This is a genomic window from Streptomyces sp. MNU89 (genome assembly GCF_020982505.1).
GTDB classification, from domain to species: Bacteria; Actinomycetota; Actinomycetes; order Streptomycetales; family Streptomycetaceae; genus Streptomyces; species Streptomyces xinghaiensis.
The window spans coordinates 3,229,147-3,251,176 of record NZ_JAJKLL010000001.1 but is presented as its reverse complement, the minus strand read 5'-3'; the positions used below and the strand labels follow the sequence as shown (position 1 = coordinate 3,251,176).

Below are 22,030 nucleotides of genomic sequence, written 5' to 3'. Positions count from 1 at the left end.
GACACCATGAGCGGGTGCTGACGCCCCCGGAGCCGGCCTCCGGCGCACCGTGTCCCCGGGCCCCGAGCCGCGGAGCGCTGCGCGCGTATCTGCGGGCCGTCGGGCTGGCGGGGACCGTGGCCACTCCGCGCGAGCGGAGCCTGCGCAGTTACCGTCTCTTCGCGGCCCGTGATCCCCGGCTGCTGCTCGGGCTCGACCCCGAAGGCGACTGGGGGCAGCGGGAGTTGCTGCGGATGATGGCCGACCGGTGTGGAGTCTCCCGCGATCCCTCCTATACGGTCGGCCCCGAGACCATTGATCCGGACCGGACGCTCGCGGCCCTGGACGCCTTCGCGGACCGGCTCGCCGCGGCGGCCGCGGCCCGCCTCCCGGTGCTGTTCGGGACCGGCCATCCGCACCGGCTCCTGGAGTTCTACGCCTCTTTGGCGGCGGCCCTCTCGGCGGCGGGATGTGCTGTCCTCAGTCCGGCGCAGGGGAGATGTGTCGACATAACGACCCGGTTCGGTCTACGCATCCACCGCATCGACTACGTACGCGGGGTCGCCCTCGTCCGGGAAACCGGCGGACCCGAACCCGGCGCGGGGGCGCCCGCGCACAGTCATTCGCCGCTCCCGGTTCGTATGGTTCTCGCCGCGGCCGCCGACTCCTCCGGGCCGTTGCCCGCGCTGGTGATCGGTGACCACGGCTGGATCTGCGGCGCAGGTCAGGTGGGTCTTGAGACCATGGGGCCGGCCGATGCGGACGACCCCGCGCCGTTCGTGGGTGAGGCCGAGGGGCGGGTCGCGGTCGCCGTTCCGCTTGATGACGGAGTGCGGTCCGCTTACTACCGGCCGCTTACGCGCTATGTACTCAATCGGGCGTGTCTGTCCCAGTAGGAGAGCGAACGCTGCTCCTCTTCCCCACTCGTACCACCCGCCCCTACTCTGGGAGTGAGCGCGCAGCGACAAGGAGTCACCGGAGGGGAAGCCGGTGGCCGTCAGGTGCGGAAGGTTCAGGTGTCTCTATGGCTGGTGGCGAAAGGCCTCTCAACGAGGTCGTGTTCCTGACCGTGGCGGAAGTCGCCGCGGTGATGCGAGTGTCGAAGATGACCGTGTACCGCTTGGTGCACAGCGGTCATCTGCCTGCCATCCGGGTGGGGAGGTCCTTCCGCGTCCCGGAACAGGCGGTCCACGAATACCTCCGCGAGTCCTATGTGGGGGTGGAGACCGCCTGACGGCGCCCCTCGGATTACGTCCATCACGCGGCGGCGGGTAGGCTGGGCCGACGTAGGTAGTGTGGGCTCGGACGCCCCGCACCGAGTGATGCGAAGTAAGCGAGGGTAGTCGTGGGCTCTGTTATCAAGAAGCGGCGCAAGCGGATGGCCAAGAAGAAGCACCGCAAGCTGCTCAAGCGCACCCGCGTCCAGCGTCGCAACAAGAAGTAGGACACAGGCGACAGCAGGACGTCAGCCGCCCTTCCGCCCACGGCGGGAGGGCGGTTCTGCTGTTCCGCGCGCTGCCGTTCCCGGAAAACGCTGCCGTTCCCGGAAATGGCCGCTTCCCGCGCCGGGGGTCATCACAGGGCAACAACCACGGGATACGGTGACGGAAAGAACCGTCGCAGCGTGACCGGAGCTCGGAAGGAAGGCGCGGATATTGGGCAAAGTCGTGCTCGTCACGGGTGCCGGCCGGCAACTCGCGGGCCGGTTCGTACGGCGCGTCCAGCGGGAGCCCGATGTCGCCCGGGTGATCGCCGTGGACTCCGTGCCGCCCGAACGCCACCTCGGCGGAGCCGAGTTCATCCAGGCCGACATCCGGCAGCCCACCATCGCGCGGGTGCTCGCCGAGTATGCCGTCGACACCGTCGTCCATCTGGACGTCACCGGCACGCCGGCCCCGACCTTCGGCGTCGGCTCCGCCAAGGCGCCCCGGGGCCGGGCGACGCTCAAGGAGACCAACGTCATCGGCACGATGCAGCTGCTCGGCGCCTGCCAGAAGGCGCCGTCCGTGCAGCGGCTCGTGGTGAAGTCCAGTACCAATGTGTACGGTTCGGCGCCGCGCGATCCGGCCGTCTTCGACGAGTCCACCCCGCCCAAGTCGCTGCCCAGCGGAGGCTTCGCCAAGGACACCGTCGAGGTCGAGGGCTATGTCCGGGGCTTCGCCCGGCGGCGCCCCGATGTGGCGGTGTGCGTCCTGCGCTTCGCCAACATCCTCGGGCCGTACGCCGACACCCCCCTCGCCGAGTACTTCTCCCTCCCGGTGCTGCCGACGGTCCTGGGATACGACCCGCGGCTCCAGTTCGTCCACGAGGACGACGTGATGGAGGTGCTGCGCATCGCGTCCTCCGAGCCCCGGCGCGGGACCCTCAACAGCGGCACCTTCAACATCGCGGGGGACGGCGTGCTGCTGCTGTCCCAGACCGCCCGCAGACTGGGCAAGCCGACCCTGCCGCTGCTGCTGCCGGCCCTCGCCTGGGTCCGCTCGGCCCTGCGCGTCGTCGGCATGACGGACTTCTCGCCCGAGCAGGTCCGGCTGCTCACGCACGGCCGGGTCGTCCGGACCGCCGAGATGCGGCAGACCCTGGGGTTCGAGCCCGCGTACACGACGGCCGAGACGTTCGCCGACTTCGCGCGCAGCCGGCGGCCCGGCCTGCTGCCCCCGGAGCGGCTCGCCCACACCGTCGACCGTCTCGCCGAGGCGCTGCTGGACCAGCCGGCGGACGCCGCGGGCGGTGACGGCCACCATCGATCCCACGCCACCTGAGGAGCGCAGCCAGCATGGCGGACGCCAAGGTCATCCCGTTCGGTGAGGACCGGCCCCGAGGGTCGGGTGACCGTTCGGCACGACGCCGTACCGGGCGGAGACGGAGCACCGACACGGGCGGGGCCACCGGGGCGGGCGGTGCGGCTCCGTGGGGCCCGGCGGCCCGGAGCCGGGTGAGCCGCCGCTGAGCGCCGTTCCGGACGGGAGCGGAGACGGGTCCGGCGGCGCCGCGGGCCCGCCGGAGGCGCCGCCGCAGGGGCACGGACCGGAGGGCTGGGAGCGGCGCCTCGCGCACGGCCTGGCCTTCCTCCGCCGCCGAGTCACCGGCGAGTACGAGGTGGACGAGTTCGGCTACGACGCGGACCTCACCGAGCACGTCCTGATGTCCGCGCTGCGGCCGGTGTACGAGAAGTACTTCCGGGTCGAGGTGCGGGGCATCGAGAACATCCCCGACGAGGGCGGGGCGCTGGTCGTCTGCAACCACTCCGGGACGCTGCCGCTGGACGGGCTGATGCTGCAGGTGGCGGTCCACGACAACCACCCGGCGGGCCGCAATCTGCGGCTGCTCGCGGCCGATCTGGTGTTCATGCTGCCGGTCGTCAACGAACTGGCGCGCAAGGCCGGTCATACCCTCGCCTGCGCCGAGGACGCCGAACGGCTGCTGGAGCGCGGCGAGGTGGTCGGGGTGATGCCCGAGGGCTTCAAGGGCATCGGCAAGCCGTTCTCCGAGCGCTACAAGCTCCAGCGGTTCGGGCGGGGCGGCTTCGTCTCCACGGCGCTGCGGGCCGGCGCGCCGATCGTGCCGTGCTCGATCGTCGGCGCGGAGGAGATCTATCCGATGGTCGGCAACGCCCGCACGGTCGCCCGGCTGCTGGGGCTGCCGTACTTCCCGATCACGCCGACCTTCCCCTGGCTCGGCCCACTGGGAGCCGTGCCGCTGCCGACGAAGTGGACCATCCAGTTCGGCGAGCCGATTCCGACGGACGGCTATGCACCGGAGGCCGTCGAGGACCCGATGCTGATGTTCAACCTCACCGACCAGGTGCGGGAGACCATCCAGCACACCCTGTACAAGCTGCTGGTCGAGCGCCGCTCGGTCTTCTTCTAGCTGTATCGCCCCGCCCGGCACACCCCGGTCCCCTCCCGGCGCGTTGCCGGGAGAGGACCGGGGGCGGCATGGCGGTGCCGATCACGGGAAGCCGCTGGGGCCTCGTGTGGATCAAGCCCCGGCGCTCGCGGGGCCGGCCTGATCCGAACGGAAGACGCCAAGGGTTGTCCCGTAATCCCCGGCGGGCGCCCGACGCCGGCTACGGCACTCCCCCAGCCTGTGCCCCCACGCCGCGTTGTCGGAACGTCCGCACACATCCAGCATGCGGACGCCCCTCCGCCTTGCGATGCACCGCATCCGACGCCGCGCGCTGCCCCACCGCGGATTACGGGACAACCCTTAGCCCGGGGGATTCTCGTCGAAGCCGAATTCCGTGAGCAGGCCCGGGAAGAGGGGCGGGATGGTGATGTCCGGTTCCTCCGGGGTGCTCACCCCGCCCTCGTCGGAGGGGTCGGACGGCGCGCTGGTCTCGGGCGGGTCGAGCAGATCGCCCGTACCGCCGATGAGCCCGTCCTCCTCCTGTTCGCCGGAGCCCGAGCCGGAGCCGGAGGGCAGGGGCTCGCTTCCGCCCGTGGCACTCACGGAGGGGCCGGTGCGGGGCGATGCCGATTCCGGGGCCCCGCTCTCCGGACCGGCCGGGAAGGAGGAGCGGCCGGAGGAGTCCCGGGGATCGGGCCCGCCGGGGTCCGGAGGGTCGGGGAGCAGGGACATCAGGGGGCCCAACTCCCGCTCTATGGCCTCCATGACGGCCGTCACGCCGTCGCGCACGTCGACGAGCTGGTGCGGCAGCCGGTTGCTGAGTGAACGCCAGCCCTCGCCGTGCGTGCGGGTGAAGGAGTCGAGCGCCTCGATGGGGGCCAGGGAGCCGTTCCGCTCGTAGACGGAGCTGAGCAGGCGGTGGCCCTCGGCGGCGTCGTGCCGCATGCCCGTCAGGGCGCGACGGAGCTCGCCGAGCGACTCCTCGTCCAGCTCTCCCGCGCGGCCGCGCTCCATCAGCCGGGCGGCCTCGCGCAACCGGGTGGAGGCCTGGTCGAGGTAGAGCTTGCCCGTCTCGCGGTCGTCGTCGGCCATGCCGCGCTTCAGGTCCTCCATGCCGCGCTTGAGGCCGTAGAGCGAATCGCCGGGCAGCGCCTCGGAGCTGGCGGCGGCCACGCCGCCGAACGCCCCGGCGGCGACCCCCACCGTCAGCCCGCCGGCCGCGAGCCCCTTGGACCAGCGCGAGCGTGGGCGCAGCCTGCTGAGTCTCTTGCGGCGGCGGGCGTGCGCGCCGGCGCGCTGGCCGGGCACGGACGCGCGTGCGGCCTCGCCCTCCCCGCTCCCGGAGCCCTCGGCGCCGTCGGCGAGCATGGCTTCCATGGCGGCGACCAGCCGGGCCCGTTGGACCGTTCTGACCTCCGGGTCCAGCCGGGGTTCCGGCAGTTCACCGAGCCCGGTGGCCAGGGCCAGCAGTCTCCCCAGCTCGGGGTCGTCCGCCGGCGGTTCGGGCCGCTGCTCGTCCAGGGCCTCGGCGAAGGCGTTCGCCCGCCGGTGCGCCGATACGGATCCGATCACAGGCGGCACCTCCTCTCCTCGTCAGCTGCGACTCCCGGGCCGGTGGAGGCGGTTGCCGGACTTGAGCACGACCACTCGAAAGAGTGACGTGTAGCAAGCATGGCGCAACCGCTGGGAGTCTGCATTCCGCACAACGAGCGGCTCCACCATGGGGTTACGCGGGAACGGCGGCCGTTCCACGCCGGGGGGCGCACAGTGCGCCGTCCGGCGGAGCCGACGGGGGCGGCCGGCCCGGTCAGCGGGTGTCTTCGGGCAGCAGGCGTGCCAGGGTGCGGACCGCCCGGTACTGCAGGGTCTTGATGGCGCCCTCGTTCTTGCCCATCGCCCGCGCCGTCTCCGCGACCGACATGCCCTGGAGGAAGCGGAGGGTCACGCACTCCTGCTGCTGGGGGTTGAGCCGGCGGACGGCGTCCAGCAGCGTGGCGTTGGAGAGGGACTCCAGGACGGAGTCCTCCGGGCTGCGCTCGACCTCGTTCGCGTCGAGCATCTCGCCGGTGGTGATCTCCAGGCGGAAGCGGCTGGACTTGAAGTGGTCGGCGACGAGGTTGCGGGCGATGGTCACCAGCCAGGCGCCGAAGTCCCGGCCCTGCCAGGTGAAGGTGGAGATGCGGCGCAGCGCCCGCAGGAACGTCTCGCTGGTGAGGTCCTCGGCGTTGGCCCGGCTGCCGACGCGGTAGTAGATGTAGCGGTACACGGTGTCGGCGTACTGGTCGTAGAGGCGGCCGAAGGCCTCGGCCTCCCCGTCCTGGGCCCGCTCGACCAGGTCCATCATGCGGCGGCTGTCGCCGTCGGCCGCGGGCCGGCGGGCCGTGGAGGTGCGGCCGCCTCCGGCACCCGCGGCGCCGGAGGTGAGCGGGACCCTTCTGTTGACGGCGGCGGGGACACCGGCCGCGATGGACGGCAGGGCGAAGGCGGGGACGGCGAGGGCCGGCGCGGCGCAGGCGGAGGGGACGAGGTCGCGCAGCTGGTCGAGGACCGCGGCGCGGAGTGTGGCCAGGCCCGAGGCGTCAACCCCGACATGTGGGTACACGGGACTCCCAGAGGCAGAGCTTCCATCACGTGCAGTGCGGAACCGTTCACCCGGTGCAGGGGATCGTGGGAACCGGTATTGCGTCTGAGGAGAATAACGCTTCGTGTAGGCGGTGCTACGCCGAGTTGCTCAAATCGCCGATTAGTTCCCGTGCGTTATGGAATGCTGATCGATTGAATATCGAACGAGGCCCGTGGTGCGACTGTTTCAGTGCACCTTCTGTCCGATTCCGGTGCGGGATGTGGCGATGCGCGGATTCCGGTCCGGGCCCGGCGCGGACGGGCGCGGCTCCGTCACCGCCGCCGGCGGTGCAGGGCGGCGGCCGCCGCGGCCCCGCCCGCCAGCGCCCCCACACCGGCGGCCGCGGGGATGCCGACCTTGGCGGCCTTGCGCGCGGTGCGGTAGTCGCGCAGCCGCCAGTCGTGCTCCCGGGCGTGCCGCTTCAGTTTGGTGTCCGGATTGATCGCGTACGGATACCCGACGATCGACAGCATCGGGATGTCGTTGTGCGAGTCGCTGTACGCGGCGCAGCGCGTCAGGTCCAGATACTCGGCCAGCGCCAGGGCCCGTACGGCCTCCGCCTTGGCGGGGCCGTGCAGCGGCTCGCCCACCAGCCGGCCGGTGTAGACGCCGTCGACGGACTCGGCGACCGTGCCCAGCGCGCCGGTGAGGCCGAGCCTGCGGGCGATGATCGTCGCGGCCTCCACCGGGGCGGCCGTGACCAGCCACACCTTCTGGCCCGCGTCGAGATGGGCCTGGGCCAGCGCCCGGGTGCCGGGCCAGATCCGGTCGGCCATGTACTCGTCGTAGATCTCCTCGCCCATCTCCATGAGCTCGGAGACGTGGTGGCCGCGGACGATGGACAGCGCACTGTCTCGGGCGTCCTCCATATGGGCCGGATCCTCGACGCCGGCCAGCCGGAACCAGGTCTGCTGCCAGGCGAACCGGGCGAGTTCGCGCTTGCTGAAGAACTCCCGCTTGTAGAGGCCGCGGCCGAAGTGGAACAGGGCCGCGCCCTGCATGACGGTGTTGTCCAGGTCGAAGAACGCCGCCGCGCGGACGTCGCCGACGACGGGGAACTCCGGTTCGGCCTTCGCCGCCTCCGGCGCGGCCTCGGCGACCCCGGGTGCCAGGGACGTCTTGCGCGCGGCCTCGGCCGCCGCCTCGCCGGCCAGCACGCTGCGGGCCGTGGCGGAGCGCTTGCGGTGGGGGAGCCATCCCAGAGAGGCCATGGAGCCGAGCATAGTCACTGATCATGCCCTCATGGAGACGGGAGAATTGCGGCGCGTGAACAACCGCCGGCGCGGATGTGACCCGGCCCGGGAGTGCTCCGGGTGTGTCCCCCCGGGGGCCGGCGCGGGGCCCCGGAGCCCGGGTTTCCTCAGCCGCGCAGGGCCTTCCGCAGGCGGTCCGGGTTGACCCGCCAGAAGTCGTGCTGGGCCCCGTCCACGAGCACCACCGGGATCTGCTCCCAGTACATGCGGTACAGCTCCTCGTCCCGGGTGATGTCCTTCTCCTCCCAGGTGGCCCCGAGCTCCCCGCAGACGGCGCTGATCACGTCGCGGGCGTCGTCGCACAGATGGCAGCCGGGCTTGCCGATCAGGGTGACGACGCGGTCGGCGGGGTCGCGGTGGGAACGGCGCGGCAATGGGCTCATGCAGTGCATTGTGCCGGGCGGGCGCGGCGCCGCGCGGGGAGGTGGCCCGCCGGCTTCCGGCCCGGGTGCCGTCCCGCCGCGTTCCGGCTGCTGGGCCGGGCATCTGGGGCCGTACGACGGGTGGGAACCGGCCAGGTACTCCACTAGCATCGGGGCCCGTTCCGGTGCGCTCGGGGGTGGAGTGACGAGGAAGGGTGGGCCGGTGCCCCCGTGGGTGGCGCGATGTGGTGGTGCGGTGAAGGCCGTGCCCGGTTCCCCGGTGGCGCGATTCCATCGCGTGAGCCCGGTCACTTTGCAAGGACAAAACGGACACCATCTTTGTGCACACGTTCACAAAGACATAGCCTGCAAAAGACGGGGCGGTCCGTGGAGACGAGGCCGCCCACAGCCTCGCTCTACCCGCAGGAGCACCGTGGCAACTGGCCGAACGCACCGACCGGCGACCCGAAGCCGAGGGATTCCCGAGGCCACCGTCGCCCGGCTACCGCTGTATCTGCGCGCTCTGACCGCTCTGTCCGAGCGTTCGGTTCCCACCGTCTCATCAGAGGAACTCGCGGCCGCGGCCGGGGTCAACTCCGCGAAGCTCCGCAAGGACTTCTCGTACCTCGGTTCCTACGGCACCCGGGGCGTGGGCTACGACGTCGAGTACCTCGTCTACCAGATCTCCCGCGAGCTCGGCCTGACCCAGGACTGGCCGGTAGTGATCGTCGGTATCGGTAACCTCGGTGCCGCGCTCGCCAACTACGGCGGTTTCGCCTCCCGCGGTTTCCGGGTCGCCGCGCTCATCGACGCCGATCCGTCCATGGCGGGCAAGCCCGTGGCCGGCCTGCCGGTGAAGCACACCGACGAACTCGAGGCGATCATCGAGGACAACGGCGTCTCGATCGGCGTCATCGCGACCCCCGCCGGCGCCGCCCAGCAGGTCTGCGACCGGCTCGTCGCGGCCGGGGTCACCTCGATCCTCAACTTCGCGCCCACCGTCCTCTCCGTTCCGGACGGGGTGGACGTGCGCAAGGTCGACCTCTCCATAGAGCTGCAGATCCTCGCCTTCCACGAGCAGCGGAAGGCCGGTGAGGAGGCCCTGGCCGCCCCCGCGCGCCCGGCCCCCGCCGTCCGCGGCGGCACCACCGGAGGAAAGGGCCCGGACGGGGACGTCCCCGCCGTGATGCCGGCATGAGTCTCCTGGTCGTCGGTCTGAGCCACCGCAGCGCGCCGGTCAGCGTGCTGGAGCGGGCCGCCCTCGCCCCCGAGGCGCGCGGCAAGCTGCTCCAGGACGCGCTCGCCGCCGAGCCGGCCGCGGAGGCCGCGGTGCTCTCCACCTGCAACCGCATCGAGCTCTACGCCGACGTGGACAAGTTCCACGCCGGGGTCGCCGAGCTGTCCACCCAGCTCGCCGTGCACAGCGGTGTCGAACTGGACGAGCTGACCCCGTATCTCTACGTCCACTACGAGGACCGGGCCGTCCACCACCTCTTCTCGGTGGCCTGCGGACTGGACTCGATGGTCGTCGGCGAGGGGCAGATCCTCGGCCAGATCAAGGACGCGCTCGCCCTCGGGCAGGAGCTGCACACCGCCGGGCGGCTGCTCAACGACCTCTTCCAGCAGGCCCTGCGGGTCGGCAAGCGGGCCCACAGCGAGACCGGGATCGACCGGGCCGGCCAGTCGCTGGTCACCTTCGGGCTGGCGGAGCTCGCCACCGCCGAGGGGGCCGCGCAGGTCACCGACTGGGCGGCGGGCAAGCGGGCGCTGGTCATCGGCGCCGGCTCGATGTCGTCCCTCGCGGCGGCGACCCTCGCGCGCGCGGGCGTCCGCGAGATCGCGGTGGCCAACCGCACCCTGGAGCGGGCCGAGCGGCTCGCGGCCGGACTGGCCGAGCAGCGGACGGCCGCCGCGGCCGGGACCGCCGCCGGGCCGGCCGCGCGTGCCGTCCCGATGGAGAGCCTCCCCGGTGAGCTGGCGCTGGCCGACGTCGTCGTCTCCTGCACCGGCGCCACCGGACTCGTCCTGACCGCCGACGACCTCCAGGACGCCCTCGCCGCCAGGACCGGGCCCCCCTCACCGGCGGCCGGCCCCGGGCTGCGGCTGCTGGACCTGGCGATGCCCCGCGACATCGACCCCGCCGCGCACCGCGTCCGGGGCGTACGGCTCGTGGACATCGAGACCCTCGCCGAGGCCTCCGCCGACGCGCCGATGGCGGCCGACGTCGACCGGGTGCGGACCATCGTGTCCGAGGAGGTCGCGGCCTTCGGCGCCGCGCAGCGGGCCGCCCACATCACCCCCACCGTGGTGGCCCTGCGCACCATGGCCGCCGACGTGGTCCGGAGCGAGATGGCCCGGCTCAACGGCCGTCTCCCCGGCCTGGACGACAAGGAGCGCGCCGAGATCACCCAGACCGTGCGCCGTGTCGTCGACAAGCTCCTGCACGCGCCCACCGTGCGGGTCAAGCAGCTCGCGGGCGAGCCCGGCGGCGCCGGGTACGCGGACGCGCTGCGTGAACTCTTCGACCTCGACCCCAAGGCGGTCGCCGCCGTCAGCCGGGCCGACAGCGGCGACTCCGAACGGGAGCGGGCATGACCGACAAGGGCACCATGAGCACCACCGGCACCACCAGCAGGATCACGAACAGCACGACCACGACAAGCACGACGGGCACCACCGCCGCCGGCACCGTCACCGACTCCGGGGCCCTCGCGGGCAGCGGACCGCTCCGGCTCGGCACCCGGCGCAGCAAGCTCGCCATGGCCCAGTCCGGCATGGTGGCGGACGCCGTCAGCGGCCTCACCGGCCGCCCCGTCGAGCTGGTCGAGATCACCACCTACGGCGACGTCTCCCGTGAGCACCTCGCGCAGATCGGCGGCACCGGCGTCTTCGTCTCCGCCCTGCGCGACGCGCTGCTCGCCGGCGACATCGACCTGGCGGTCCACTCCCTGAAGGACCTGCCGACCACACAGCCGGCGGACCTCGTCGTGGCGGCCGTACCGGTCCGCGAGGACCCGCGCGACGCCCTGGTGGCGCGCGACGGCCTCACCTTCGAGGAACTGGCCGCCCTCGGCCGCGACGGCCGCCCCGCGCCGAAGGTCGGCACCGGCTCGCCGCGCCGCATGGCGCAGCTCAACGCCTGGGCCGCCGCACTCGGCGGCGCCGTCGAGACCGTACCGATCCGGGGCAACGTCGACACCCGCATCGGCTACGTGCGCTCCGGCGAGCTCGACGCGGTCGTCCTCGCCACCGCCGGCCTCAACCGGGTCGGCCGCGCCGGCGAGGCGACGCAGACGCTTCCCGTCGACGCCGTCCTGCCCGCTCCCGGCCAGGGGGCGCTGGCCGTCGAGTGCGCCGCCGTGCACCAGGTGTACGGCACCGGCCTCGCGGCCCGGCTCGCCGAGCTCGACGACCCGCACACGCGGGCCGCCGTGACCGCCGAGCGTTCCCTGCTCGCCGCCCTGGAGGCCGGCTGCAGCGCACCCGTCGGGGCGCTGGCCGACCTGTTGGCCGACGGGCAGACTGTCACCGAATTGCGCCTGCGCGGCGTCGTCGGCACGACCGACGGCTCGACGCTGGTGCAACTGTCCACCACCGGTCCCGTACCCTCGTCGCTCGACGACGCCGCGGCTCTCGGCCGCGAACTCGCCGCCGAGATGCTCGCCAAGGGTGCGGCCGGTCTTATGGGGGAGCGAGCACTGTGAGCCCCACCGCCGTAAATCTCCGTTCCGCACACCAGCCGCCCCTCGGTCACGTCACCTTCCTCGGTGCCGGGCCCGGAGACCCGGGACTGCTGACGCTGCGCGCCGTGGAGGCGCTCACCCACGCGGACGTGCTGGTCGCCGACCCGCAGGTGCTCGACGTCGTGGTCACCCACACGCGGGCAGGGGTGGACATCCCGCAGCTGCAGGCGCATGACGGCACATCAAACTCCACGGCGGTACACGCCTTGGAGGGTGCCGCCAATCTTGTCATGGAGGCCGCGCGGAGCGGCAAGCGGGTGGTGCGTGCGCTCTGCGGCGACCCCGGCCTCGACGGCGACGCCGCCGAGGAGATGCTCGCCTGCGCCGCCGAGGGCATCGTCTTCGAGGTCGTGCCCGGAGTGGCGACCGCCGTGGGCGTGCCCGCCTACGCCGGTGTGCCGCTGCGCTCCGCCCGGGGCGCCGACGTCCGGTTCGTCGACGCCGCCACGGCCTCCGAGCGATGTTGGACCGAGGTCGGCTCCAGCGACGCCACCGCTGTCGTCTCCACCACCCTGGAGACCGTCGCGGCCGCGGCCGCCGAACTGGTCTCGGGCGGGCGGAAGCCCGACACCCCGATGGCCGTCACCGTCGCCGGCACGACCACCCGCCAGCGCACCTGGACCGCCACGCTCGGCACCATCGGACAGGTGCTCAAGGCCGCCAAGGTGCTGCCCTCGGCGGACGGCGGGCAGCCGGTCATAGCCGTCGTCGGTGAACACAGCTGCGACGACCGGCGGGACCAGCTCTCCTGGTTCGAGTCCAAGCCGCTCTTCGGCTGGAAGGTCCTGGTGCCGCGGACCAAGGAGCAGGCCGCGTCCCTCTCCGACCAGCTCGGCTCCTACGGCGCGGTGCCCAGCGAGGTGCCGACCATCGCCGTCGAACCGCCGCGCACCCCGCAGCAGATGGAGCGCGCGGTCAAGGGCCTGGTCACCGGTCGCTACGAGTGGATCGCCTTCACCTCGGTCAACGCCGTCAAGGCCGTCCGGGAGAAGTTCGAGGAGTACGGGCTCGACGCCCGCGCCTTCGCCGGGATCAAGGTCGCGGCGGTGGGCGAGCAGACCGCCAAGTCGCTGGTCGAGTTCGGCGTGAAGCCCGACCTGGTGCCGAGCGGCGAGCAGTCGGCCGCCGGGCTCCTGGAGGACTGGCCGCCGTACGACCCGGTGTTCGACCCGATCGACCGCGTCTTCCTTCCGCGCGCCGACATCGCCACCGAAACCCTGGTGGCCGGGCTGATCGAGCTGGGCTGGGAGGTGGACGACGTCACGGCCTACCGGACCGTGCGCGCCTCGCCGCCGCCGGCCGAGACCCGGGAGGCCATCAAGAGCGGCGGCTTCGACGCCGTGCTCTTCACCTCGTCCAGCACCGTGCGGAACCTCGTCGGCATCGCCGGCAAGCCGCACAACGTCACCGTCATCGCCTGCATCGGCCCGGCCACCGCCAAGACGGCGGAGGAGCACGGCCTGCGGGTCGACGTCCTGTCGCCCGAGCCGTCCGTCACCCGGCTCGCCGAGGCGCTCGCCGACTTCGGCGCCAAGCGCCGGGCGGCCGCCATCGAGGCGGGCGACCCCGTCACCCGTCCGAGCGAGCGCAGGCCCGGATCGCGCAGGAGGCGCGCCACTTCATGAGCAACGACCGCCAGCAGGGAGCGGACACCGTCGGACTGGAGCATCTGGGAGTGCGGCCGCGCCGGCTCCGCACCAGCCCGGCCATGCGCCGCATGGTCGCCGAACACCGGTTGCACCCCGCCGAGTTGATCCTCCCCGCCTTCGTACGGGAGGGGATCGGCGAGCCCGTGCCGGTGTCCTCGATGCCGGGCGTCGTCCAGCACACCCGGGACAGCCTGCGGAAGGCCGCCGCCGAGGCGGCCGGGGCGGGGCTCGGCGGGATCATGCTGTTCGGGGTGCCGCTGGAGAAGGACGCCTGCGGCACGGCGGGGACCGACCCGGAGGGCATCCTCCAGGTCGCCATCCGCGATGTGCGGGCCGAGGTCGGCGACGACCTCGTCGTCATGTCCGACCTGTGCCTCGACGAGTTCACCGACCACGGGCACTGCGGGGTCCTGGACGCGGCGGGCCGCGTCGACAACGACGCGACGCTGGAGCGCTACGCCGAGATGGCGCGCGTGCAGGCCGAGGCCGGCGTCCATGTGGTCGGCCCCAGCGGCATGATGGACGGCCAGGTGAAGGTCGTCCGGGAGGCGCTGGACGGCGCCGGGTACCAGGACGTCTCGATCCTCGCCTACACGGCCAAGTACGCGTCGGCCTTCTTCGGCCCGTTCCGCGAGGCCGTCGACTCGTCGCTGAAGGGCGACCGGAAGACCTACCAGCAGGACCCGGCCAACGCACGGGAGTCGCTGCGCGAGCTGGCGCTGGACCTGGCCGAGGGCGCCGACATCGTGATGGTCAAACCGGCCCTGCCCTACCTGGACGTGCTGCGCCGGGTCGCGGACGCGGTGGACGTGCCGGTCGCGGCGTACCAGGTGTCGGGGGAGTACGCGATGATCGAGGCCGCGGCGGCCAACGGCTGGATCGAGCGCGACCGCACCATCATGGAGACCCTGACGGGCGCGAAGCGCGCCGGGGCGAACATGATCCTCACCTACTGGGCGGTGGAGACCGCGCAGCGGCTGGCCCGGGGAGTGAGTCGGGAGGGCCGGGGGCGGCCGGTGACAGCAGGGCGGTCGGGGGCCGGGGAGTGACGACGGTTCTGTGACTCTGTGACGGACCCTCCGGGCCCCGTCCTCGCTCGGTGCGCCGGGTGGGGACGGGGCCCGGAGGTCTGTACGTCTGCCTGTCTGCCTGGTGGTCCGGCCGCCTGGCGGAACGGGGATCCGCCGGCGGAGAACCGGCGGAAAGGGGCATGGACGCACGAGCGGTTCTCGTGTTGCGTGAACAGCATGGTGTCCACCGACCGGCTTATGGCCTTCGCGGCCATGTCCCTCCTGCTGATCGTGATCCCCGGCCCCAGCGTGCTCTTCGTGATCGGACGGGCTCTGGCGCAGGGACGCCGCGCCGCGCTGGCCACGGTCGCGGGCAACACGCTCGGCTCCTGCGTTCTCGTCGTGGCCGTGGCCCTCGGGGTCGGGGCTGTGGTGGAACGGTCGGTCCTGGTCTTCACGGTGCTGAAGCTCGCGGGTGCCGCGTATCTGGTGTACCTCGGCATCAGGGCGGTGCGGCAGCGGGGAACGCACCATGGGGCCGAGGCGTCGCCATCGTCGGGCGCCGTTGACGGACCGGGAGGGGGACCGGGGCCGGGACCGGGACCGAAACCGGGACAGGAACGGGGGCGCGGTGGTCTGCGGCGCACGGTGTGGGAGGGGTTCGCGGTTGGCGTGGCCAATCCCAAGACCATCGTGTTCTTCGCCGCCGTGCTGCCCCAGTTCGTCGACCGCGGCCAGGGGTACGCCGCCCTCCAGATGATGCTGCTCGGACTGGTCTTCAATGTCATCGCGGTGAGCTGCGACAGCGTATGGGGGCTGGCCGCGGCCGCCGCGCGAAGCTGGTTCGCCCGCTCGCCGAGGCGACTAGCCCTGATCGGCGGAGCGGGCGGGTTCGCGATGATCGGCCTTGGGGTCACCGTCGCCGCGACCGGCCGGAAGGAGTAGCCCGGGGGGCTCGCATTCGTCCTCCGGGAGTCCCGAGGGTTCCGGGAGTCCCGAGGGTTCCGGGAGTCCCGGGGGTTTCGGGAGTCCCGGGGTTTCGGGAGTACAGGCGGTCGGTGGCTTGCCCCGTCCAGGGCACCGCCGCCCGCAGCCGACGGCGGGGCGGGGTGGTCGAGGCGGGTGCGTCGCGGGCTGTCCGGTGCCGTGCTGGTTGGGGTTACGGCGCCGGGTGGGCGGCGCGTTGGTGGTGGCGGGTGCGTCGCGGGCTGGCGGGTGATTCTCGGGTGGGGGTTACGGCATCCGTGCTGGGGTGGGCCGGTGGTCGGTCGTCTATCCGGTGCCGTGCGCGCCCGGGGTCGTTGGGAAAAGCGATGGCGTGGCTGGTGCCGGTGGGTGGTTGCGGGGGCACACGCGTGCCTGGGTTGTTCGGCTTTCCCGTTCGTCGTGGCGGGCTGTCGGTGGTGGCGGTGGTGTCCGGCTGTCGTGGCTGCTGTGGGGGTGTCGGCTGCCGCTGGGGTTGGGGTCTGGGTGGTGGCTCTTCCGGGTGGGCGAGCTGTGGCCGGTGGCGGTCGCTCACGGTGATGACACCCGGCTGAGGAGGCGCCGCCCGGGCGCGCGTGCCCTGTCCCTCGGCTCTGCCGCTGCCGTGGCGGGCCCTCGGTCGTGGTGGCGGTCGTGGGTGGCGTTGTTGGTGTTTGGTGTGGGCCATGGGTGGAGTTCCCGGGTCCGCTTTCGATCACTCGTTCGGGTGGTTCCGCGCTCTGGACCTGGATTCATCACCGTCCGTGACGGAAAATAGAGGTGCGAACTCGCTCCGTGAGGGCGGGAGTTCACGTGCGAATCCGGACGGGGGGACATCATGCAGGCCACGCTGCTCGACCACGACGAGACCGAAACCACTGGCCCGCCGGAACAGCCGGTGACGGCGGATGAGTGGGCCGCGTATCTGGCGTCGGCCACCCCTGGTCCGCAGACGGCGGCGATGCTCGCTCTGCTGGAGCGCGGGCAGCTCTCCACCACTGGGCGGATCGACGCCCTGAAGGCCTGGGAGCGGCATGTGGCGTGGATCCAGGCGCAGCAGGTTGGTCTGCTGGCCGATATCGAGGCGGATGCTTTGGATGCGACGCCGAATGAGGTCGGCTGGGTGGATTATGACTGGAACTTCGCCTGTGAGGATGTGGCCTGTGCGTTGAAGCTGTCGGGGAACACGGCCGCGGACCGCCTGGCGGTGGCCACGGCCCTGGAGGGGCGGTTTCCCACCACGGTGGGCCTGTTGGAGCGCGGGGAGATCTGCTACCTGCAGGCGAAGGCGGTGGCCGAGGTGACTGGCACCCTCGACCCCGAGGCCGCAGGGGTGGTGGAGGCCCTGGTGGTGCCCAAGATGCCCGCCCAGTCCGTCGGCCAGACCCGGCGCGCGCTGAACCGTGCGGTGCTGAAGGCTGATCCGCAGGGGGCGGAGCGGCGGCATCGCCGGCGGCGGGAGGACCGGACGATCTGGCACCGGGCCACCGAGGACGGCATGGCCACCTGGACCGCCTTCCTCCCCACCCCGCAGGCCGCCCAACTGGACGCGGCCGTCGACGCGCATGCTGCCACGTTCACCGAGGACGGGCGCACCCTGAATCAGAAGCGGGTGGACGCCCTGTATGACCTGGTTGTCAACCGCCCCACCGGGACGGACACCCCCGCCGGAGGCACAACCCGGGGCGGCCGGTCGGCGGCGGTGGTGCAGGTGACGGTGTCGATGGACACGTTGATCGGAGTGGATGAGGAGCCCGCACAGCTCAAGGGCTATGGGTCGATCAGTGCCGGGCAGGCACGGGAGGTGGCTTTCGCTCCGGGCACGATCTGGCGGCGCTTGATCACCCATCCCGTCACCGGGCTGCTGGTCAAGACCGACCCCACCACCTACAAGCCCACCGCCGAAACCCAACGCCACGTCATCGCCCGTGACATGACCTGCACCTTCCCCTCCTGCCAGATGCCCGCCCACCGCTGCGACCTCGATCACATCGAGCCGTTCAACCACCAGGACCCGCAAGCGGGCGGCAGGACTGAGCCGGACAATCTGATGCCGCTGTGCCGACGCCACCACCTGTTGAAACACCGCACCGAATGGCAGGTGCAGCGCGACCCCGACACCGGCGAGGTCCGCTGGACGGCACCGACCGGCCACACCTACACCAACCCACCCCACACCCCTAGCACCAACCCCGGCCCCGGCCGCCGCCGAGCGGCTCCGGCCACCGGCACCAGCCCCTCCGCCACCACGCGGAGGGGCCCACCCCTGCCCAACACCCGGAACCCACCCCGGGCCACCACCGGGTGGGCAACACCTGCCGTTGACCAGGCGCGCACCTTGGCGCCGACGGGCACCAGCGACAGCGCACAACCTCGGCATCGACGCACACGATCGGCTTCCAGCACCCACCAACCGGTAACCGGCTACCGGCTACCGGCTACCGGCAAAAGAGAGAACCGAGCCCGCCACACCACCACCCGCCACGACCGTTACCACCGACAGCCCGCCACGACGGCGGGAAAGCCGAGAAGCTCAGGCGCGCGTGTGCCCCCTCAACCACCCACCGGCACCAGCCACGCCATCGCTTTTCCCAACGACCCCGGGCGCGCACGGTCCCGGATAGACGACCGACCACGGGGCCGCCCCCGACACGGATGCCGTAACCCCCACCCGAGAATCACCCGCCGGCCCGCAACGCACCCGCCACCACCATCGCGCCGCCCACCCGGCGCCGTAACCCCAACCAGCCCGGCACCGGACAGCCACGGAAGCACCCGCCCCCGCGGCCACCGTGCCGCCCACCTGGCGAACCTCCCATGGCGTGTGGACAGTCCGTTGCCTTCCGTTGTCTTCTGCGGGGACTCAGTCGAAGCGGCTTGCGGCGGGGCGGGCCGTGAAGGCGGCCTGGGTGTTGTCGGCGGGGAAGGCCGGGGCCGACCGTCCGCGTTCTTGCCCCGCGTATGGGGGTAACGTCGGGGATGCCGTCGGCGACCTCGGCCGTGTCCTTCCGGCCTTCCGGCCTCTCGGCCTTTCTCCCGCCGGTGCTACTCCTCCGGGCCCGACCAGGCCGCCTCTGCCGCCGTGGAGGCGGCGTCCAAGTCGGCGCGGACGCCTGCCGCGTTCAGGGCCTCGGCCAGCGCTGAGAGGACGCGGACGACAGTGCCCGGGGTGGCGTCGGGCCCGTAGTGGTTGACCCTGATCATCTCGCCGCCCAGGGCTCCGCCGCCCGCGGCCAGTGGCGGGGCGGGGGAGCCGGACGGGGCGACGGCCAGTGCGGCGGCGACGAGTTCGCGGGCGTCGAGGGAATCGGGGGCGCGCAGGGTCGTGGCGACCGGGGCGGCGTCGCGGGCGTCGGTCACGTACGGGCGCAGGCCCTCCGCGCTCTGGTCGGTCAGGGCCTCGACACCGGCGCGCAGAGCGGCGGCCGTGGCGCGGTGGCGGGCGATGGACGCGTCCAGCCCGCCGGTCTCCTCGATGCGCCGGACGCACGCCTCCAGGGCCAGCATCTCCAACTGCGCGGGTGCGTGCGGCAGGGCGATGCGGCCGGGGTTGATCCAGCGCTCCTTCCAGTCCAGGAGGGAGAGGTACGAGCGGCGCGGCGCGCCCGGGTTGGCGTGGATCCGCTCCCAGGCCCGCTCGCTCACCGACACGGCCGAGACACCGGCGGGGCCGCCCATCGCTTTCTGCGCGCCGATCACGCACAGGTCGACACCCCAGGCGTCGGTGTGCAGTGGCTCGGCGGCGACGGAGGCCACCGCGTCGAGCATCAGGAGGGCGCCGTGTTCGCGGACCACCGCGCCGACCGGTGCGACGGCGTTGGTGTTGCCGGTCGCGGCCTCCGCGTGCACCAGGGACACGAGTTCGGTCTCCGGGTGCTCTTGGAGGGCCCTCCGGACGGTCTCGGCGGAGACGGAGGTGTCGTACGGGACCTCGATGTCGACGACTGTGGCGCCGCTGTCGCGCAGCCAGCCGCCGAACGTCTGCCCGTACGGGCCCGTGATGACGTTGAGCGCGGTGGAGCCGGGGCGGGCCGCGCCGCGGATACAGCCCTCCAACGGCAGCAGTGCCTCCCCCTGCATGACGATCACGTCGGCGTCGGTGCCCATCACGGAGGCGACCTGCCGTTCGATGGCGGCGAAGTGCTCGGCGGGGAGCGGTGCGAGGTCGAGGAGGGTGGGGCATGGGGCTCGCTCACTCGTTTCGTTCGGTGGGGTTGGGGGCTGTGGGGACGGTGCGGGGATTTTGTGCCGGGTGGTGCGGTATCGGTTGCCGGGGTGAGCGTACCGCCGTGATCCACTCCGGGCCGCGTACGCACGGTCGTGCGGGCAGGCGGGGTGCGTCGCAAACCCGGGGCCCGGCGTCTGCGGTGTTTGCCCGCGTGCACTTGCCCGCGCATGTCACTCGCGTACCCGGTTCCCGAGGTGCGGAGGCCCGCCGCCGGGCGTGTATCCGGCGGCGGGCGGTGGCGGACGATTCCGGCCGGGTGGGACGCGGCGCGGACCGCGTTGCCGGCCCACCGATCGCGGCCCACGGCCCGAGGTCCACGGCACGGTGATGCGGCCGCCGCGCGGTGCCGCGCGATGCCACACCCGCGCGATGCCCCGCCGTGCGGGGCCCCGGCGCGGCCCCGTTCTAGTGGGCCCGCAGGTCGTCCACGAGAAAGCTGCCGGCCGTGCCGGTGGCGCCCTCCGCCTGGTTGATGAAGAGGTTGAACTGGGAGAGGTTGCGGAGGTCCTCCGGGGTGATCCGCCGGTCGGCGTTCCCGGTGTCCCAGGGGGCGGGGCGGAAGTCGGCGAACGGGATGTCGACGACACCGGCCTCGGTGCCCGTCATCGACGGGTACGCCTCGTACGCGACGCCGCCCGCGACGAGTTGCAGCACCAGTTTCTGGTTCGAGCCGTCCGGTTCCAGCCAGAGGGAGAAGGTGTCGTACGACGACCAGTCGCCCTCGATGCGCTTGCCGACGCCCGTGTAGGTCTGGTGGGCGAAGTCGTAGTCGAACCTCAGCGCGTACTCGCCGGAGCCCTTGGGGTCCCGGGAGAGCGAGATGGTGTTGGTGCCGTAGGGGCTGTACTCGGAGCGGAGCGCCAGGTCGTCGGCGTGGCCTTCGAAGTCGTCCACGACACCGGGCGCCAGTGGGGGCTTCTCGCCGAGGACCAGGCGGCTGGTCTCCTCCAGCGGCGGGTGTCCAGCGAGGACGGCGCGGACGTGCAGCTCGGTGACGGTGTTGTCGAGGTTCTCCTCGCCGATGTTCCACTCAGCGGTCCAGTAGCCCGTCGCACGGTCGTAGCGCAGCCGGTGGCGGGTGCCGTCGCCTCCGCCGCCGGTGGCCGTGTAGGAGACGGGGTTTGAGGAACCGGCCCCCGGCAGCCGCTTCGTCCCGTGAACGGCGGCGATGATCCGGACCGGATGACGTCGTAGGCGCGGACGGCGCCGGTGTGGATGGCGCCGATGATCCGCAGGATGTCCTCCCAGCGCCGTTCGATCCGGGCGAGGTCGATCCGGCCGCGGGCGGCGTCCTGGAAGGCGCCGTAGTCGGCGGTGCGGTCGATGCGCCACATCTTCTGGTCGGGCAGGTCCGCGAGCTGCGGGGCGTAGGCGAACCCGGCTAGGGTGAGCAGCCCGAACACGATGTCGCTGTAGCTCGGGGTATCGGTGACGATCATCTCCGGGCGCTTGCCGCCGTCGCGGTCGTAGAGGACATCCAGCACGTACAGGGAGTCGCGCGGGATGCCAGCCACGACCTTCCCGCCGAGACCCGCGGCCTGGCCGTTGATCATGTTCAGCCACGTCGCGCCGCCCCGGCGCCCGAAGTACTTCGGATTCGGCCGCGCGTACACGCTGGGGACTGGGACGACGAACCGCATCCCGTCGACCGAGGCGACCAGGCCCCGCCCCAGCTCTGTGCGAGGCCGATGGACGCCTGGTGGCCGATGAGGGCGGCGTTCGCGGCCCGGTAGGCCGCCAGCCGCAGATATGTCTGGTCGACGTGGGACAGCCGCCCGTACTTCAGTGCGTCCGCGCCGCCCAGGACCGGGGTGTAGCCGACGTTGCAGCCGTGGGCGACCAGCAGCGCGGCGATCCTGACGTGCAGGTCCTTCAGTCTCGCCTCGCCGCCGGTGACCGAGGTGAACGCCTGGTCGGCGCCGGTCCAGGAGAACACCTCCAGCAGCACCTCGGGCAGGTCCGCCCGGGGCAGCATCGCGTTGACGGCCGCCCGCAGGTCCAGCAGGGAGGCCGGTTCGGGCTCCGGCTCCAGGGCGGCGAAGTGCAACCTGCCGTCGTCGTCGAAGACGATCTGCGCGTTGTCCGGGACCCGGGCGGCAACCTCCCGGTAGGTGCCGTCCAACAGCGCGGCCCGCGCCGCCAGGTGCCCGCCCGCTTCCCCGGGCAGGTTCAAGGAGGCGAGTACGGTGGGCCTCGCCTGCTGCCACGCCTCGCCGGCCAGCAGCTTCGCCCGCGGGTCGCCCCACTTGGAGGAGTTCCGAGCGAACACCTGCTTGCTCCGCAGCATTCGGTGCAGCTGCTCCAGCACGCAGAACGTGTACGCCTTCCAGTCCACCGTGCGGAAACGCCGCGGGCCCCCGCCCGCCGGCCG

Annotated in this window: 18 protein-coding genes and 1 pseudogene; 12 read left to right on the top strand and 7 right to left on the bottom strand. The window is 72.4% G+C overall.

Annotated features, from left to right (window positions below; genetic code table 11):
- The first annotated feature begins 17 nt into the window (after window positions 1-17).
- The 5 genes from E4N63_RS13930 to E4N63_RS13910 all read left to right on the top strand — a co-directional run bounded on the left by E4N63_RS13930 (window position 18) and on the right by E4N63_RS13910 (window position 3,849).
- Window positions 18-875 (top strand): phosphatase, encoded by an 858-nt coding sequence (locus E4N63_RS13930; RefSeq protein ID WP_230242476.1) that lies wholly within the window; start codon window positions 18-20, stop codon window positions 873-875.
- Window positions 876-1,003: 128 nt separating this feature from the next.
- Complete coding sequence (locus E4N63_RS13925; protein ID WP_019707698.1) at window positions 1,004-1,213, top strand: helix-turn-helix domain-containing protein; 210 nt, start codon at window positions 1,004-1,006, stop codon at window positions 1,211-1,213.
- Window positions 1,214-1,324: 111 nt separating this feature from the next.
- A complete protein-coding gene (locus E4N63_RS13920) occupies window positions 1,325-1,423 on the top strand; it encodes a 30S ribosomal protein bS22 (protein WP_003948845.1) in 99 nt (32 codons plus the stop codon).
- A 211-nt stretch (window positions 1,424-1,634) separates the two neighbouring features.
- Window positions 1,635-2,741 carry an NAD-dependent epimerase/dehydratase family protein gene (locus E4N63_RS13915; protein ID WP_230240815.1) on the top strand — a complete coding sequence of 369 codons (1,107 nt, stop codon included), beginning with the start codon at window positions 1,635-1,637 and terminating at the stop codon, window positions 2,739-2,741.
- A gap of 148 nt (window positions 2,742-2,889) precedes the next feature.
- Window positions 2,890-3,849, top strand: coding sequence for a lysophospholipid acyltransferase family protein (locus E4N63_RS13910; RefSeq protein ID WP_374112762.1), 960 nt, complete (start codon window positions 2,890-2,892; stop codon window positions 3,847-3,849).
- 339 nt (window positions 3,850-4,188) lie between these two features.
- Here E4N63_RS13910 and E4N63_RS13905 read toward each other — a convergent pair whose 3' ends face one another.
- From E4N63_RS13905 to E4N63_RS13890, 4 genes are all read right to left on the bottom strand, one after another.
- Window positions 4,189-5,400: a DUF5667 domain-containing protein gene (locus E4N63_RS13905; protein ID WP_230240814.1), complete on the bottom strand. Its 1,212-nt coding sequence runs from the start codon at window positions 5,398-5,400 to the stop codon at window positions 4,189-4,191.
- Window positions 5,401-5,635: 235 nt separating this feature from the next.
- The gene (locus E4N63_RS13900) at window positions 5,636-6,430 is read right to left on the bottom strand and encodes an ECF subfamily RNA polymerase sigma factor, BldN family (protein ID WP_019707974.1); all 795 of its coding nucleotides are present in this window, start codon (window positions 6,428-6,430) and stop codon (window positions 5,636-5,638) included.
- Window positions 6,431-6,723: 293 nt separating this feature from the next.
- Window positions 6,724-7,662, bottom strand: coding sequence for an HAD family phosphatase (locus tag E4N63_RS13895; RefSeq protein WP_043473466.1), 939 nt, complete (start codon window positions 7,660-7,662; stop codon window positions 6,724-6,726).
- Between the two features lie 149 nt (window positions 7,663-7,811).
- Entirely contained in the window at window positions 7,812-8,087 is a 276-nt protein-coding gene (locus tag E4N63_RS13890; RefSeq protein WP_230240813.1) for a glutaredoxin family protein, read from the bottom strand.
- Between the two features lie 412 nt (window positions 8,088-8,499).
- Between E4N63_RS13890 and E4N63_RS13885 the strand changes: the two genes are divergently transcribed.
- The 7 genes from E4N63_RS13885 (at window position 8,500) to E4N63_RS13855 (ending at window position 18,402) form a co-directional block, all read left to right on the top strand.
- Window positions 8,500-9,264, top strand: a complete 765-nt coding sequence (locus tag E4N63_RS13885; RefSeq protein ID WP_125625064.1) for a redox-sensing transcriptional repressor Rex — start codon at window positions 8,500-8,502, stop codon at window positions 9,262-9,264.
- Window positions 9,261-10,661 (top strand): glutamyl-tRNA reductase, encoded by a 1,401-nt coding sequence (locus tag E4N63_RS13880; RefSeq protein WP_125625062.1) that lies wholly within the window; start codon window positions 9,261-9,263, stop codon window positions 10,659-10,661. The genes E4N63_RS13885 and E4N63_RS13880 overlap by 4 nt, the downstream gene beginning before the upstream one ends.
- Window positions 10,658-11,770 (top strand): hydroxymethylbilane synthase, encoded by a 1,113-nt coding sequence (hemC, locus tag E4N63_RS13875; RefSeq protein WP_228429349.1) that lies wholly within the window; start codon window positions 10,658-10,660, stop codon window positions 11,768-11,770. The genes E4N63_RS13880 and hemC overlap by 4 nt, the downstream gene beginning before the upstream one ends.
- Window positions 11,767-13,434 (top strand): bifunctional uroporphyrinogen-III C-methyltransferase/uroporphyrinogen-III synthase, encoded by a 1,668-nt coding sequence (locus E4N63_RS13870; protein ID WP_125625060.1) that lies wholly within the window; start codon window positions 11,767-11,769, stop codon window positions 13,432-13,434. The genes hemC and E4N63_RS13870 overlap by 4 nt, the downstream gene beginning before the upstream one ends.
- Window positions 13,431-14,507 carry a porphobilinogen synthase gene (gene hemB / locus E4N63_RS13865; RefSeq protein ID WP_230240812.1) on the top strand — a complete coding sequence of 359 codons (1,077 nt, stop codon included), beginning with the start codon at window positions 13,431-13,433 and terminating at the stop codon, window positions 14,505-14,507. The genes E4N63_RS13870 and hemB overlap by 4 nt, the downstream gene beginning before the upstream one ends.
- Window positions 14,508-14,705: 198 nt before the next feature.
- Window positions 14,706-15,413 carry a LysE family translocator gene (locus E4N63_RS13860; protein WP_230240811.1) on the top strand — a complete coding sequence of 236 codons (708 nt, stop codon included), beginning with the start codon at window positions 14,706-14,708 and terminating at the stop codon, window positions 15,411-15,413.
- An 856-nt stretch (window positions 15,414-16,269) separates the two neighbouring features.
- Window positions 16,270-18,402 (top strand): HNH endonuclease signature motif containing protein, encoded by a 2,133-nt coding sequence (locus E4N63_RS13855; protein WP_230240810.1) that lies wholly within the window; start codon window positions 16,270-16,272, stop codon window positions 18,400-18,402.
- 74 nt (window positions 18,403-18,476) lie between these two features.
- Here E4N63_RS13855 and E4N63_RS13850 read toward each other — a convergent pair whose 3' ends face one another.
- The 3 genes and pseudogenes from E4N63_RS13850 to E4N63_RS31100 all read right to left on the bottom strand — a co-directional run.
- Window positions 18,477-19,538: an aminotransferase class V-fold PLP-dependent enzyme gene (locus tag E4N63_RS13850; protein ID WP_268271364.1), complete on the bottom strand. Its 1,062-nt coding sequence runs from the start codon at window positions 19,536-19,538 to the stop codon at window positions 18,477-18,479.
- Window positions 19,539-20,064: 526 nt separating this feature from the next.
- Window positions 20,065-20,553 carry a carbohydrate binding domain-containing protein gene (locus tag E4N63_RS13845; RefSeq protein WP_230240808.1) on the bottom strand — a complete coding sequence of 163 codons (489 nt, stop codon included), beginning with the start codon at window positions 20,551-20,553 and terminating at the stop codon, window positions 20,065-20,067.
- 284 nt (window positions 20,554-20,837) lie between these two features.
- Window positions 20,838-21,997, bottom strand: a pseudogene (locus E4N63_RS31100) (Tn3 family transposase); the annotation flags it as partial.
- Window positions 21,998-22,030: the final 33 nt, after the last annotated feature.

What these genes read in the sequence shown, in the direction of transcription:
- E4N63_RS13925 (WP_019707698.1), top strand. Translation starts at nt 1,004, where the DNA reads ATGGCTGGTGGCGAAAGGCCTCTCAACGAGGTCGTGTTCCTGACCGTG.
- E4N63_RS13895 (WP_043473466.1), bottom strand. Translation starts at nt 7,662, where the DNA reads ATGGCCTCTCTGGGATGGCTCCCCCACCGCAAGCGCTCCGCCACGGCC.
- E4N63_RS13890 (WP_230240813.1), bottom strand. Translation starts at nt 8,087, where the DNA reads ATGAGCCCATTGCCGCGCCGTTCCCACCGCGACCCCGCCGACCGCGTC.
- E4N63_RS13880 (WP_125625062.1), top strand. Translation starts at nt 9,261, where the DNA reads ATGAGTCTCCTGGTCGTCGGTCTGAGCCACCGCAGCGCGCCGGTCAGC.
- hemC (WP_228429349.1), top strand. Translation starts at nt 10,658, where the DNA reads ATGACCGACAAGGGCACCATGAGCACCACCGGCACCACCAGCAGGATC.
- hemB (WP_230240812.1), top strand. Translation starts at nt 13,431, where the DNA reads ATGAGCAACGACCGCCAGCAGGGAGCGGACACCGTCGGACTGGAGCAT.
- E4N63_RS13860 (WP_230240811.1), top strand. Translation starts at nt 14,706, where the DNA reads ATGGTGTCCACCGACCGGCTTATGGCCTTCGCGGCCATGTCCCTCCTG.
- E4N63_RS13855 (WP_230240810.1), top strand. Translation starts at nt 16,270, where the DNA reads ATGCAGGCCACGCTGCTCGACCACGACGAGACCGAAACCACTGGCCCG.
- E4N63_RS13850 (WP_268271364.1), bottom strand. Translation starts at nt 19,538, where the DNA reads ATGGGCACCGACGCCGACGTGATCGTCATGCAGGGGGAGGCACTGCTG.